This window comes from Bradyrhizobium sp. 482_C4_N1_8, from assembly GCF_052075965.1.
GTDB classification, from domain to species: domain Bacteria; phylum Pseudomonadota; class Alphaproteobacteria; order Rhizobiales; family Xanthobacteraceae; genus Bradyrhizobium; species Bradyrhizobium barranii.
In genome coordinates, this window is sequence record NZ_CP197231.1 from 1,372,106 (window position 1) to 1,385,656 (window position 13,551).

General features: G+C 63.9%; 16 protein-coding genes. 14 read left to right on the top strand and 2 right to left on the bottom strand.

Going from position 1 to position 13,551, the window contains the following annotated elements; all coding sequences use genetic code 11:
- Nucleotides 1–50: 50 nt before the first annotated feature.
- On the bottom strand, nucleotides 51–1,718 hold the full coding sequence (locus AB7Z56_RS06435) for a methyl-accepting chemotaxis protein (protein ID WP_063981087.1): 1,668 nt from the start codon (nucleotides 1,716–1,718) through the stop codon (nucleotides 51–53).
- A 319-nt stretch (nucleotides 1,719–2,037) separates the two neighbouring features.
- On the opposite strand from AB7Z56_RS06435, the gene AB7Z56_RS06440 reads away from it, so the two are divergent.
- From AB7Z56_RS06440 to AB7Z56_RS06485, 10 genes are all read left to right on the top strand, one after another.
- Nucleotides 2,038–2,403 carry a nuclear transport factor 2 family protein gene (locus tag AB7Z56_RS06440; protein ID WP_063981088.1) on the top strand — a complete coding sequence of 122 codons (366 nt, stop codon included), beginning with the start codon at nucleotides 2,038–2,040 and terminating at the stop codon, nucleotides 2,401–2,403.
- A gap of 166 nt (nucleotides 2,404–2,569) precedes the next feature.
- Complete coding sequence (locus tag AB7Z56_RS06445) at nucleotides 2,570–2,974, top strand: YciI family protein (protein ID WP_028152208.1); 405 nt, start codon at nucleotides 2,570–2,572, stop codon at nucleotides 2,972–2,974.
- 65 nt (nucleotides 2,975–3,039) lie between these two features.
- Nucleotides 3,040–3,402: a YciI family protein gene (locus tag AB7Z56_RS06450; RefSeq protein WP_063981089.1), complete on the top strand. Its 363-nt coding sequence runs from the start codon at nucleotides 3,040–3,042 to the stop codon at nucleotides 3,400–3,402.
- 172 nt (nucleotides 3,403–3,574) lie between these two features.
- Nucleotides 3,575–4,315 (top strand): TetR/AcrR family transcriptional regulator, encoded by a 741-nt coding sequence (locus tag AB7Z56_RS06455; RefSeq protein WP_063981090.1) that lies wholly within the window; start codon nucleotides 3,575–3,577, stop codon nucleotides 4,313–4,315.
- Nucleotides 4,316–4,435: 120 nt separating this feature from the next.
- Entirely contained in the window at nucleotides 4,436–4,921 is a 486-nt protein-coding gene (locus tag AB7Z56_RS06460; protein WP_028152211.1) for a DUF2852 domain-containing protein, read from the top strand.
- A 200-nt stretch (nucleotides 4,922–5,121) separates the two neighbouring features.
- Nucleotides 5,122–5,289: a hypothetical protein gene (locus AB7Z56_RS06465; protein ID WP_144030761.1), complete on the top strand. Its 168-nt coding sequence runs from the start codon at nucleotides 5,122–5,124 to the stop codon at nucleotides 5,287–5,289.
- A 67-nt stretch (nucleotides 5,290–5,356) separates the two neighbouring features.
- On the top strand, nucleotides 5,357–5,614 hold the full coding sequence (locus tag AB7Z56_RS06470; protein WP_063981091.1) for a hypothetical protein: 258 nt from the start codon (nucleotides 5,357–5,359) through the stop codon (nucleotides 5,612–5,614).
- The gene (locus AB7Z56_RS06475) at nucleotides 5,611–5,748 is read left to right on the top strand and encodes a hypothetical protein (protein WP_187387923.1); all 138 of its coding nucleotides are present in this window, start codon (nucleotides 5,611–5,613) and stop codon (nucleotides 5,746–5,748) included. Before AB7Z56_RS06470 ends, AB7Z56_RS06475 begins: the two co-directional genes overlap by 4 nt.
- Nucleotides 5,749–5,811: 63 nt before the next feature.
- Complete coding sequence (locus tag AB7Z56_RS06480; protein WP_063981092.1) at nucleotides 5,812–6,579, top strand: serine O-acetyltransferase; 768 nt, start codon at nucleotides 5,812–5,814, stop codon at nucleotides 6,577–6,579.
- A gap of 25 nt (nucleotides 6,580–6,604) precedes the next feature.
- Nucleotides 6,605–7,315 (top strand): SDR family NAD(P)-dependent oxidoreductase, encoded by a 711-nt coding sequence (locus AB7Z56_RS06485; RefSeq protein WP_283017562.1) that lies wholly within the window; start codon nucleotides 6,605–6,607, stop codon nucleotides 7,313–7,315.
- A gap of 214 nt (nucleotides 7,316–7,529) precedes the next feature.
- On the opposite strand, the gene ggt is transcribed toward AB7Z56_RS06485, so the two are convergent.
- Nucleotides 7,530–9,236: a gamma-glutamyltransferase gene (gene ggt, locus AB7Z56_RS06490; protein WP_354123592.1), complete on the bottom strand. Its 1,707-nt coding sequence runs from the start codon at nucleotides 9,234–9,236 to the stop codon at nucleotides 7,530–7,532.
- Between the two features lie 745 nt (nucleotides 9,237–9,981).
- Here ggt and tolQ point away from each other — a divergent pair.
- The 4 genes from tolQ to tolB are packed head-to-tail and all read left to right on the top strand — an operon-like array spanning nucleotide 9,982 to nucleotide 13,537.
- Complete coding sequence (gene tolQ / locus AB7Z56_RS06495; protein ID WP_014492404.1) at nucleotides 9,982–10,698, top strand: protein TolQ; 717 nt, start codon at nucleotides 9,982–9,984, stop codon at nucleotides 10,696–10,698.
- 43 nt (nucleotides 10,699–10,741) lie between these two features.
- Nucleotides 10,742–11,191, top strand: coding sequence for a protein TolR (gene tolR / locus AB7Z56_RS06500; protein ID WP_028152217.1), 450 nt, complete (start codon nucleotides 10,742–10,744; stop codon nucleotides 11,189–11,191).
- Between the two features lie 4 nt (nucleotides 11,192–11,195).
- Entirely contained in the window at nucleotides 11,196–12,152 is a 957-nt protein-coding gene (locus AB7Z56_RS06505; protein WP_084794964.1) for a protein TolA, read from the top strand.
- Nucleotides 12,153–12,193: 41 nt separating this feature from the next.
- Complete coding sequence (tolB, locus tag AB7Z56_RS06510) at nucleotides 12,194–13,537, top strand: Tol-Pal system beta propeller repeat protein TolB (protein ID WP_049807612.1); 1,344 nt, start codon at nucleotides 12,194–12,196, stop codon at nucleotides 13,535–13,537.
- The last annotated feature ends 14 nt before the right edge of the window (nucleotides 13,538–13,551 follow it).

A 13,551-nucleotide genomic window follows, 5' to 3' on the forward strand; every position in this document is an offset into this window, starting at 1 on the left:
CTTCTTCAGCGGCCCTCGAAGGATGACGGGGATCGTGATAAAGCGAGAGCTTACGCCAGTTCCGCGGATGCGCGCTGCATGTTCGACGACATGTCGGAGGTCACGATGCTCTGCTCCTCGACTGCGGCCGCGGTGGAGGCGATGAACTCGTTGACGCCGGCGATCGCGGCCTTGATCGCGGTGAGCGAGCTCGCAACGTCGCCCGAGATGGTGTTCAGCGCGTCGATTTCGGAGGTAATCGTGTCGGTGGCCTGCTTGGCCTGGCTGGCGAGGTTCTTCACCTCGGAGGCGACCACGGCAAAGCCGCGGCCCGCTTCGCCTGCCCGCGCCGATTCGATCGTGGCGTTGAGCGCAAGCAGGTTGATCTGACTGGTGATGCCCGAAATCATCTCGACGATGCCGCTCATGGCCTGGGCCGCTGCAGTCAACTTCTGGGCCTGACCGTCCGCGGACTCGACCCTGGTGGTCGCGACCTTGGAGGTCTCGCGCGATTTCGCCATGGTCTCGGAGATCTCGCGGATCGAGGCGCTCATCTGCTCGCTGCCGGCCGCGACCGCCTCGATCAGCCCGCGCGCATTGTCGGCCTTCTTGCGGCCGATCGCCTGCGCGGTGATGTCGGTGGCGTATTTCACCACCTTGTAGGGTTTTCCGTTGAGATCCAGAATCGGATTGTAGGACGCCTGGATCCAGATCTCGCGGCCGCCCTTGGCGATCCGCTTGTATTCGGCGGCCTGGTATTCGCCGCGGTTGAGCGTCTCCCAGAAATGGCGGTAGGCCGCCGAATTCTTCTCGTTCGGCTCGACGAACATGGAATGGTGCCGGCCCTTGATCTCGGCCAGCGAATAGCCCACCGCCTTGAGAAAATTCTCGTTGGCGGTTCGGATCGTGCCGTCCATGTTGAACTCGATCACCGCCTGCGACTTCTGGATCGCGGCGAGCTGGCCGTCATTGTCGGCGGCCTTCATCTTCTGCGCGGTGATGTCGGTTGCGAACTTCACCACTTTGAACGGCTTGCCGGTCTCGTCGAGGATCGGGTTGTAGGTCGCGAGAATCCAGATCTCCTTAGCCCCCTTGCCGAGCCGCTTGTACTCGGCCGCCTCGAACTCGCCGCGGTTCAGCCTGGCCCAGAACGCGGTATAGGCCGAGCTCGCGCGGTCCTCGGGCGTCACGAACATGCTGTGATGCTTGCCCCTGATCTCGTCGAGCGAATAGCCCATCGCGCCCAGGAAGTTCTCGTTGGCGGTGACGATGGTGCCGTCCATGTTGAACTCGATCACGGCCTGCGCGCGGTTGATCGCGGCGATCTTGCCGGAGTCTTCCATGGTCTTGATCTTGTACGCCGTGATGTCGGTGGCGAACTTGATGAAGCTGACCACCTTGCCGTTCTTGTCCAGCAGCGGGGCGTAGGAGGCATGAACCCAGACTTCCTTGCCGTTCTTGCCGAAGCGCTTGTATTGCGTGGTCTGGAATTCGCCGCGGTTCAGGCTGGCCCAGAAGTCGCGGTAGCGGGCGCTCTCGCGTTCGGCCGGGCTGACGAAGATGCTGTGATGCTTGCCCTTGATCTCGGCGAGCGAATAGCCGCTCATTTTCAGAAGGTTCTCGTTGGCATCGAGGATGGTGCCGTCGAGATCGAATTCGATGACGGCCTGCGAGCGATCGAGGGCGTCGACTTCTGCGAGCGCGTGCTGGATCCTGGCCTTGCTGTTGAAATTGAACACTTGAAGGTCCCCGGAATGGTTCAACTATGCGTCGGCCCAGCTGCAATTGGCCTTCCCGAAAAAGTTGCATGCACGCGTTGATCAACTGTAAACCCTTGCAGCAAGCTGCGCGGTCTCCGTAGTTCCGCGTGCGCCGGCCATGTTGTTCTACGCGCGAAGATTCTCGTCCTATAAGCACGGCGGTGGACATAGTCGGTCCGTAATCGTACGGACCCGCCTCGCGATATTTTCGCATGGTCTCTGTTGAAATTCGGCACGCAATGTCGGGGCACGCGTTCGTGCATCGTCTTCAAGAGGATCTTCTCTGCGGAGACCATCAATGCCTGACGACCGCGAGCGCCTGATTCGAGACCTCTTCGCAGCCTATCTCGGCAACGACCGGCAACGGGTCGCCGACGCATTGGCCGATGATTTCCGCTTCACCAGTCCGTTCGACGACGACATCGACAAGGCGGCCTATTTCGAGCGCTGCTGGCGGGACACCGGCTGGATCGCGCGACACGACATCGAGCGGATTTTCGTCCGGGGCGACGAGGCCTTCGTCACCTATCTCTGTCTGGCGAAAGATGGCAGGAGCTTTCGCAACACGGAGTTCTTCGCCTTTGCCGGTGGCAAGGTCAGCCGCATCGACGTCTATTTCGGCGCGGCCCGGAAGGATGGGCGTTTTCTGCCGCAGCCGCGCTAGCGGCCGGCGCAATGACCTCCGGAATAATTTTCATCACCTTGTCGGTTCCGTAAAGGTTGGTTCGTCTTAGAAGTAAGGGTGGGCGGCCCGGGCCGCCGCTCCCGTCCTTCCGGGGGTGGCGCCGCGCCGCGCAAACCCGAAACAACAAAGCAAGCAAGGACTGCTCATGCGATTCATGATGCTGATGATTCCGCTCGGCTACGAGACCGCGCCGCCGGACGTGCAACTCGATCCCGAACGCGTCGCCGCGATGATGCGCTACAACGAGGCGCTGAAGGATGCCGGCGTGCTGATCACGCTCGACGGCCTTCACCCGCCGTCGATGGGCGCGCGCGTCTCGTTCGCGACCGGCGAGCCCATCGTGACCGACGGTCCCTTCGCCGAAGCCAAGGAAGTCCTTGGCGGCTACTGGATGATCGAGGTTGCCTCGCGCGAGGAGGCGATCGCCTGGGCGAAGAAGTGCCCGGCTTCCGCCAATGAAGTCATCGAGATCCGGCAGGTGCAGGAGATGGCCGACTTTCCGCCGGAGGTGCAGGCAGCCGCCGCCGGCTTCGACGATCTGAAGACGTAGCCGAGACGGCCGCGGATCAACTCGCGGCTCGTCAATCCATCATCCATCAACAAAGGAGAGTACCAATGAGCACCGATACCTATCTCGCCGTTTTCCTCGGCAGCAAGACCAGCCCGCAATGGGCCGCATGGAACGCGATGTCCGAGACCGCGCGGAAGGCGAAGGAGCAGGAGGGCATGGCGGCCTGGAAAGGCTGGGTCGAGAAGCATCAGGGCGCGATCCAGGCCATGGGCGGCCCTCTCGGCAAGACCAAGAAGGTCGACGGCAAGGGCGTCGCCGACATCGCCAACGAGATGGGCGCCTTCACCGTGGTCCGCGCTGCGTCCCATGAGGCCGCAGCCAAGATGTTCGAGAACCACCCGCACTTCGCGATCTTCCCCGGCGAACGCGTCGAGATCATGCCGGTGCTGCCGATCCCCGGCGGCTAGGCCGTGTCATTCCGGGGGTGCGCACACGCGCGAACCCGGAAATCTCGAGATTCCGGGTTCGGCTCGTCGAGCAGCCCCGGGTCGAGCCGCCCCCGGAATGACGAGTTGGCCGGTTAATCAAATCCGGCCTGCGCTAGTGACTTCACGCCCGGCTCATGTAAAAGCTGTTCACATGAGCTGGCGTAAGGACCAGGGCCGCACCGAGCGCGGCTATCACCACGGCAATCTGAAGGAAGCCCTGTTGCAGGCTGCCCTCGGGCTGATCGCCGAGAAGGGCGCGGCCGGCTTCACCTTTGCCGATGCCGCGCGCATGGCCGGCGTCAGCGCGGCGGCGCCTTACCGGCATTTCCGCGACCGCGAGGAGTTGCTGTCCTCGATCGCGCAGCGCGGCTTCGAGCAGTTCGAGCAGCGCCTGACCGCGGCCTGGGACGACGGGCGCCCGGATACGGTCACGGCGTTCGAGCGCGTCGGCAAGGCCTATCTCGCCTTTGCCCGCGAGGAGCCTGCCTTCTACAACGCGATGTTCGAATCAGGCGTGCCGGTCGATTCAAATCCGGCCCTGCAGGCCGCCAGTGAACGCGCCTTCAACATCATTCGCGCCGCCGCCGAACGGCTTGCGGCGCTGGCGCCGCCCGGCACGCCGCGGCCACCGGCCATGATGATGGCGCTGCACATCTGGTCGATGGCCCACGGCGTGGCCTCGCTGTTCTCGCGTGGCGACGCCGCGCGGCGAAAACTGCCGATGTCGCCGGATGACCTGCTCGAAGCCGAGGTGCTGATCTATCTGCGCGGCCTCGGCTTCCCGACCGACCGCCGTCCGCCGGCACGAAGCGCCGAGCCGCCGCCGGTGCCACCGGAGGCATCCTCCGGTTCTGGCCTGCCGCCCGGCGGCCCCTGGGGCAAGCCGAAATAAAATTGCGCAAATAATTCGGCGACCCTGTCAGGCGGCCGGCTTGACAAAATCGCGGGATGGTCTAGCTATGTAAATGTTATTTACATTCACAACGGCGCTGGTGCCGTGATGGAGATGGAAATGGCCTACACCGCTGATGTCAATCGATGGCGCGGTTCCTCTGACGAACGCTATGAGCGCCCCCACATGCTCGATACGCCCTGGCATCCCGGCTGGATCGCCGTGACCATCCTCGGCTTCATCATCTGGTGGCCGATCGGACTTGCCCTTCTCTTTTTCACACTCGGGAGCAGAAAAATGGGTTGCTGGAGCCACCAGGATCGCTGGCAGAACAAGATGGAGCGGATGCAGTACAAGATGGACCGCATGCGCGGCCGCATGGAGCGCCGTGGTTTCGGCTTCGGCTTCGGCCCGCCCTCGAGCGGCAACCGTGCCTTCGACGAATACCGCACCGAGACGCTGCAGCGGCTCGAGGAAGAGCAGGTCGAGTTCAGGAACTTCCTCGACCGTCTGCGTCACGCCAAGGACAAGGAAGAGTTCGACCAGTTCATGGCGCAGCACAAGACGCGCCCGACCCCGCCGCCGACCGACCAGCCGCAGGGCTGATCTAAATAGGCTGATCCGGGGTCTGCCTCTCAAAGCCTTCAGGCGCATGCCCCCAAAGTCCTGATGGCCCCGAGCCGCCCGCCTGCGCAACCCGCAGGCGGGTGGTTTGGTTTTTGGGGACCCGAACCAACCGCCGAGGATCCGACACCAAGACTTGCGCGTGCCACCTCAATCCGCCGCGCTGCTGGACGACACGCATCATGGACCTCTACACCCGCCTGCTGCTTGCCGTGACCGCCCTGGCGGTGCTGGGCTACATCGGCTTGGTCTATGGCAGCTGCGCGTCCGATCCCGATTGCCATTTTCGCCTCTGCGCCGGCGGGCGTGCGTTCTGCGGCGTTGATCACGTACATGTGCAGGATCGGTAGAACCCGATCCGCACCACGCCCGACCAAGCCCTGACGGCGCATCTCCCGCGCGCTGACGGGTACGACCATGACCAACGCCGAACGCAAAAAGATCAGCCATAGCATCGCGCTCCTTGAGCGCGCCTCGGCGCTGTTCGACCGGTTCGGAAACACCGTGCCGGTGGCGATCGCGTTCCTCAATGGATGGCAGACGGAAGTCCAGCTCTATCCGCAGTGGCAGCTCGGCGAATCCTGGCGGTTCTTTCTCAGCCTTTATCTCTATTGGTTCGCCTCGTTCGCACTCAGCCGCGCGGTCTCGTTTGCAAAGGGGAGCATCGCCCCATGATCCTGCTCCGCGATGTCGCGCTCTTCGTCCTGCCGGTGCTCATCGCGGCGGGCGGCTGGCTCTACGCGCTCAGCCTGCGCAAGCGGGCCCGGCCCGGTCTTGAGGGCGAAAGCAAGCGCGTCCCGGCGGCGTGACTGGCGCCCCGACCCGGACCGCCTATATTCGCCTTCACAAGAGTGGGCGGACCGGAGGCGACAATGGCGGAAGCTGCGATCACGGCGAGCGACGGCCTCTGGCGACAGATCCGCAGCGAGGCGCAGCGCGCGGCTGATGCAGACCCCGTGTTCGGCAAGGCCCTTGCGAGTGCCATTCTCGCTCACGATGATTTTGCCGCCGCTTTGGCCGATTTGATCGGGCAGCGGCTCGGCAGCGGCTCCACCGGGCGCACGCGCTTCACGTCCTGTTCCCGCGACGCCTTTCAAGGCGAGCCAGAGCTGATCGAAACCGCCAGCCGGGATTTGCAGGCCATCGCATTGCGCGATCCCGCCATCACCGACCTGCTGCCGCCGCTGCTGCATTACAAGGGCTACGTCGCGCTGCAAGCCTGGCGCGTCTCGAACTGGCTCTGGCGTCATGACCATCGCGACGCGGCGCTGCTGTTTCAGAACGAGGCGTCCAACCTGCTGCAAATCAGCATTCATCCGGCCGCATCCATTGGATCGTCCGTCTATCTCGACCACGCCACCGGCATCGTGATTGGTGCGAATGTGGTGATCGGTGACGAGGTCACCATCCTCCAGAGCGTCAGCATCGGCCGTCGCGGTGAATTGCCGACGCGCTCGCCGCGTATCGGCCGCGGCGTCTACATCGGTGGCGGCGCGACCATTCTCGGTGACATCAATATCGGTGAATTCGCCAAGATCGGCGCCGGTGCTGTTGTGACCGGTGACGTGCCCGCCGGCTGCACCGCGATCGGCAATCCCGCGCGATTGACCAATTGCCCCGAGCCCGCCTCGGCGGCCTGACCCTATCAACCTTCGGAGAGTTGCAATGAAGACGGCAATCGTGATCGGCGTTGGACCGGACCGCGGGGTCGGGGCCCGGCTTTGCAAGCGTTTTGCGGCCGATGGGCTCAAGGCGATCGTCGCGGGCCGGACGCTGTCTGCCTTGCAGGCCGTTGTAGACGACATCACGAAGGCGGGCGGCGCAGCCGTGCCCTTCGTTGCCGATGCGACCAGGGAGGGGGACATCGTCGCGCTGTTCGATGCCGCCGGCGACAACCTCGACCTCGCCATCTACAACGCCGGCAACAACACGCCCGGCAAGATCATCGAGATGGACGCCGACTATTTCGAGAATGCCTGGCGCGTGGTCTGCTTCGGCGGCTTCCTGTTCGGCCGCGAGGCGGTGCGGCGGATGGTGCCGAAGAAGACCGGCACGCTGCTGTTCACGGGCGCCAGTGCCTCGCTGCGCGGACGCTCCGGCTACGGCGCCTTCAACTCGTCCAAGGCCGGCCTGCGCACGCTGGCGCAGGCGATGGCCAAGGAATACGCGAGCGACGGCATCCATGTCGGCCATGTCGTGGTCGACGGCGCGATCGCCGGCGACAAGATCTTTTCACGATTCCCGGATGCGGCCGGCCGCGAGGACAGCCTGATCGACATCGATGGCATCGTCGATGCCTTCGCCTTCCTCTATCGCCAGCCCGAGCGCGCCTGGTCGTTCGAGCTCGACGTGCGGACCTCGAAGGAGAAGTGGTAGAGGGGCGGCCCTCGACCATTTCTACCGCCGTCATTGCCCGCGAAGGCGGGCAATCCAGTATTCCAGAGACAGCATTGAGATGCGGAGGAGCCGCAGTGTACTGGATACCCCGCTTGACGCCTACGCTAAAGCTTCGGCGCCCCTGGACCGCAGCCCCGGCGAAGCCTTGGCGTAGCCGGGTCGCGGGGTATGACAGTCGTAAGGGTGGCGTAGATCAATACCCCGCCGCCAGCCCACTGTTGCGGCGTGGATCGTTCGCACCGTAGTAACGATTATTGCCGACTTGCTCGCCGTTCAGTGACGGCGCGCCCAAGATGATGACCGCCAAATGGTTCGCCGGTTGCGGCGGCCCGAATTTGTGCCCCATCCCTTCTAGAATCTTCTGCGTGTCCGGCGACAGCGCATAGTTCTCCACGTTGGTCATATCAGGCAGCCATTGCTGGTGGATGCGTGGCATGTCGACGGCCTCCTGCGCGTTCATGCCGTAGTCGATCGCATTGATCATGGTCTGCAACACGGCGGTGATGATGCGGCTGCCGCCGGGCGTGCCTACCACCATGACGGTCTTGCCGTCCTTGGTGACGATGGTCGGGCTCATCGAGGACAGTGGACGCTTGCCGGGAGCAATCGCGTTGGCCTCACCCTGCACCAGGCCATACAGGTTCGGCACCCCGACCTTGGCCGTGAAGTCGTCCATCTCGTCGTTCAGCAGCACGCCGGTCTTGGCCGCCGTCACCTTGGCGCCGAACCAATCGTTCAGCGTGTACGTCACCGATACCGCGTTGCCGTCCTTGTCCGCGATTGAATAGTGCGTGGTGTTGCTGCCCTCGTGCGGCGCGACGCCCGGCTTGATGTCCTTGGAGATTGCGGCCTTGTTCGGATCGATCACGGCGCGGATCTTGGTCGCGTAATTCTTGTCGAGCAGGCGGTCGAGCGGATTCTTCACGAAATCCGGATCGCCGAGATAGCTGTTGCGGTCCACGTAGGCATGCCGCATGGCCTCGATCTGCACGTGCACGGCCTGCGCGGAATGGTAGCCCAGCTCCTTCAGAGGATAGCCCTCCAGGATATTCAGGATCTCGCAGATGACGACGCCGCCCGAGCTCGGTGGCGGCGCGGAAATCACGTGATAGCCGCGATAGTCGCATTCGACAGGCGCGAGCTCGCGCGTCTTGTAGCCGTCGAGGTCGTCCTGCGTCAGGAGGCCCTTGCCGGCCTGGCTCGATGCCACGATGGCGCTGCCGACCCAGCCCTTGTAGAAGCCGTCGGTGCCCTTGCTGCTGATCTCGCGCAGGGTTTTCGCCAGTTCGGATTGCAGCAGTCGATCGCCCACGCCGAACGGCTGGCCGTTGTTGAGGAAGATCGCGCTCGATGCTGGATCGTCCTTGAAATCGTCGGTTGCCGTGCGCAGCAGGTCGATGTCGCCCTGGTCGAGTACAAATCCCTGTTCGGCGAACTGGATCGCGGGAGCGAGCAGGTCGGCGCGCTTCATGGTGCCGTATTTTTCGCGCGCATATTCCATGCCCGAGACGGAGCCTGGCACACCCACAGCCAGATGTCCCTTGGTCGAGATGCCCTTGATGACGTTGCCATCCTTGTCGAGATACATATTGGCCGTCGCCGCCTTGGGCGCGGTCTCGCGGAAATCGAGGAAGGTCTTGCGGCCGTCGGCGAGCTGGATCGTCATGAAGCCGCCACCACCGAGATTGCCGGCGGCCGGATAGACGACGGCCAAGGCATAACCGACGGCCACAGCGGCATCGACGGCATTGCCGCCGCGCTTCAGCACATCGACGCCCACCTGGGTCGCCAGATGCTGCGCGGACACCACCATGCCGTTTTGCGCGGCGACCGGTGCGACCGACGCCGCGCGCGCGGCGCCGAACGTGACGAGGCTGACCGATATGATCGCGGCGGCCATCCACCGCACATTGGTTTGTGGTTTCGGCACTGGACGCTCCTCAGGCTGGGCCGGTGATGCCGGCACGTTGTTGTCCGCGAGCGCAGCCTATCAGCTCGTGCCCGCCGTGAGATGCGAGATGGAGCATGTGGTCGTGGTGTAGCTGTGGCGCACGCTAAGCTCCCTGCGATTTCGGGCTGGGCAGGGGAGGAGGTTCCAGAAGGGGCGTCCGTTGTGCCCGGTGTCATAGCGCCACGAGTCCGACTGCGCTCCCTCCCCCTTGGGGGGAGGGGGGGCAGAGGGGTAACCCAGGAAAAGTGCTCGTTGCGTGCGTCCGATTTCATCACGGTGGGAGCCCCCGTGTGGTACCCCTCTCCCTAGCCCTCCCCGCAAGGGGGGAGGGAACCGACCTCGCCAGTGGACCCGGCTCCGATCCGTCGCCGCCATGTCCCGCGGCAAAGCGGCCAACCGCCTGCGCTGCCTACCTTTCCGGCAGCCAAATTCGGCCGTGGTAACCGCACGTTAACCATCGGCGGGCTCTGTAATTGCGGACAGTCGTGCCCGGAGCCGTGCTCGAGGCCCATAGTTTTGACATCTTGGCAGGGAATGCAGGCGGCCGGCTTTGGACGAGCCCCTGTACCCCAGAAAGACAAGGCTTTGAGCGGGCTTGCCGGCCGCGCCGGTGCTAGCGCGGCTGTTGGGGAACCGGCAGCCATTTGCTGGCCGGAGAGGTCAGGGAAATGATCGCCTTGAGAGGATACTGCTTATGAATCCGGCCGACGTGGCTCAGTCAGCCCTTCCGGTTGCCGCTTCCGCGGACGTGTCGCTGATTGCGCTGTTCTGGCAGGCTCACTGGATCGTGAAAGCGGTGATGCTGGGGCTTCTCGCCTGCTCGGTCTGGGTCTGGGCCATCGCGATCGACAAGATCTTTCTTTACGCGCGCACCCGCCGCTCGATGGACCGGTTCGAGCAGGCCTTCTGGTCCGGCGAGTCGATCGAGGAGCTTTATCGCACGCTCTCGGCCAAGCCGACGCATTCCATGGCGGCCTGCTTCGTCGCCGCCATGCGCGAGTGGAAGCGCTCGTTCGAGAGCCACGCCCGCTCGGTCGCGGGCCTTCAGATGCGCATCGACAAGGTGATGAACGTCTCGATCGCGCGCGAGGTCGAGCGGCTGGAACGCCGGCTGCTGGTGCTCGCCACCGTCGGCTCCGCCGGCCCCTTTGTCGGCCTGTTCGGCACGGTCTGGGGCATCATGTCGAGCTTCCAGTCGATCGCAGCGTCGAAAAATACCTCCCTGGCGGTGGTCGCGCCGGGCATCGCCGAAGCGCTGTTTGCGACCGCCGTCGGCCTTATCGCCGCCATTCCTGCCACTATTTTCTACAATAAGTTCACTTCCGAGGTGAACCGGCAGGCCCAGCGGCTCGAAGGTTTCGCCGATGAATTTTCCGCCATTCTGTCGCGTCAGATCGACGAGCGGGGCTGACGGACGGCATGTATAGTGTGAGGGGCAATTTGGGCACTCGATCATGGCGATGAACGTAGCTAGTTCGTCCGGAGGCGGCGGGCGTCGTGGCCGGCGCAAGCCCGTCGTGGCCGAGATCAACGTCACGCCGATGGTGGACGTGATGTTGGTGCTGCTCATCATCTTCATGGTGTCGGCTCCGATGTTGACGGTCGGTGTGCCGCTCGACCTGCCGCAGACCCAGGCCAAGAGCCTCGAAAACAACGACCAGAAGCCAATCCAGATGTCGGTCGACATCAAGGGCAAGGTCTTCATCAACGACGCCGAGATCGCGATCAACGAGTTGATCCCGAAGCTGAAGGCGATCACGGACGCGCGCGGCGGGCTCGAGGAGCGCATCTATCTTCGCGCGGACAAGAAGGCGGATTACGGAACGGTGGCCAAGGTCATGGGCCTGTTGTCCGGCGCGGGCTTCAAGAAGCTGGCGCTCGTGACCGAGGCGGATCAGGGGTAAACCGGTGAAGGTGAACGTCGACAAGACACTCGTTGCGTCGATTGCCCTCCACGTCCTCGTGCTTGGATGGGGACTGGTCACCTTTAGCAGCAAGGCCTTTGTCGCGGAAGAGTCGCTTCCGATCGACATCATCTCCACCGATCAGCTTGCGCAGATGATGTCGGGGCAGAAGACCGGCAAGAAGGAAGAGCCGAAGCCCAAGGTCGAGAAGATCGCCGAGGCCAAGCCCGAGGAAGAAGCGGTCGGCAAGGTCACCGAGAAGAAAGAGCTGATCAAGACCAACTCGACGCCCGAGCCGCCGCCGAAACCCGTCGAGAAGCCGGTCGAGAAGAAGCCCGAGCCGCCCAAGCCCGTCGCCGAGGCCAAGCCCAAAGAAGAGCCGAAGCCGCAGGAAAAGAAGCCTGATCCGGCGAAGGAAGATCCGATCGCCGAGCTCCAGAAGAAACTGGAGACCAAGAAGCCTCCGCCGAAGCCCGTCGAGCAGAAGGTCGCGGCGGTGCAGCCGCAGCAGCAACCGAAGCCCAAGGAGCGCAGCTTCGATCCCGCGCAGATCCAGCGCGACCTCGACAAGCGCGCGGCGACCCGGCACGAGCTCTCCGGCGCGGCGCTGAATGCATCGGCTGCGCTGGGATCGACGACCGGGACTGCTGCCAACAACGTTGCGACGTGGGGAGGCGCGTTCACGAATGCGGTCCGGCGCTGCTTCACGCCCACCTATAACGGGCAAGACGCCGAGCAATACGAGGCTGACATCGATATCCCGATGAAAATCGACGGCTCGCTTGCGTCCGAGCCGGTTATCGTCGCGGTTCGCGGCCCGTCTCGGTCGATTGCTCAGGCGGTGGCGGAGAGCGCCAAGCGCGCCATCGTGCAGTGTCAGGTCTATTCGTTCCTGCCGAAGCAGCAGTATGACACCTGGAAGACCATTCCAATGCGCTTCGGCCTGAAAGATATGTTGTGACATCCGAACAAAAGAATTTTGCGATGAATGACGTCCTATCGATGAACCGCCGCCGCTTCATGACGCTGACAGGATCGGCGCTCGCGACGCTCGGGGGCGGACATGCCCTGGCCCAGGGCCAAAAGCGGCTCGAACTCAATCCAACGGAGTTTCGGCCGATCCCGATCGCGATCTCCAACTTCGTGCCGGGCTCGCCCGCCGACGGCGACGTCAGCAACGGCGTCACCCAGGTCATCACCAACAATCTGAAGCGGTCGGGCCTGTTCGCACCGATCGACCAGGCCGCTTTCATCGAGCGCATCAGCAACATCGACGTCGCGCCGCAATTCCAGAACTGGAAGACCATCAACGCCCAGGCCCTCGTCACCGGCCGCATGACGCGGGGGCAGGACGGAAGGCTCAAGGCGGAATTCCGCCTGTGGGACGTCATCACGGGCCAGCAGCTTGCGGGCCAGCAATATTTCACCTCGCCGGAATATTGGCGCCGTATCGCCCACATCATCTCCGACCAGATCTATGAGCAGATGACCGGCGAAAAGGGCTATTTCGACAGCCGCGTGGTGTTCGTAGACGAGACCGGTCCAAAGGAGCGTCGCGTCAAGCGGCTCGCGATGATGGACCAGGACGGTGCCAATGTGCGCTATCTGACCCGCGGCTCCGACCTCGTGCTGACGCCGCGCTTCTCGCCGAACTCGCAAGAGATCACCTACATGGAGTTCGGCCAGGGCGATCCGAAGGTCTATCTCTTCAACATCGAGACCGGCCAGCGCGAGATCGTCGGCAATTTCCCCGGCATGACCTTCGCGCCGCGCTTCTCGCCGGACGGCCAGCGCGTCATCATGAGCCTGCAGCAGGGCGGCAATTCGAACCTGTTCGTGATGGATCTGCGCTCGCGCTCGACCACGCGCCTCACCGACACGCCGGCGATCGACACCTCTCCGTCCTACTCACCCGACGGCACCCGCATCTGCTTCGAATCCGATCGCGGCGGCAGGTCGCAGATCTATGTGATGGCCGCGGGCGGCGGACAGGCGCAGCGCATCTCCTTCTCCAAGGACGACACCAACGCCACCTATTCGACGCCGGTGTGGTCGCCGCGTGGCGATTACATCGCCTTCACCAGGCAGGGCGGCGGGCAGTTCTCGATCGGCGTCATGAAGCCGGACGGCTCCGGCGAGCGTCTGCTCACCTCGGGCTATCACAACGAAGGGCCGACCTTCTCGCCGAACGGCCGCGTGCTGATGTTCTTCCGCGATCCCGGCGGCAGCGGCGGGCCGTCGCTGTTCTCCGTCGACATCTCCGGCCGCAACGAGCTCAAGGTGCCGACGCCGGGCTTCGCCTCCGACCCGGCATGGTCGCCGCTGCTGTCCTCGACACCCGGCTAGAGCGCTTGCGAGCG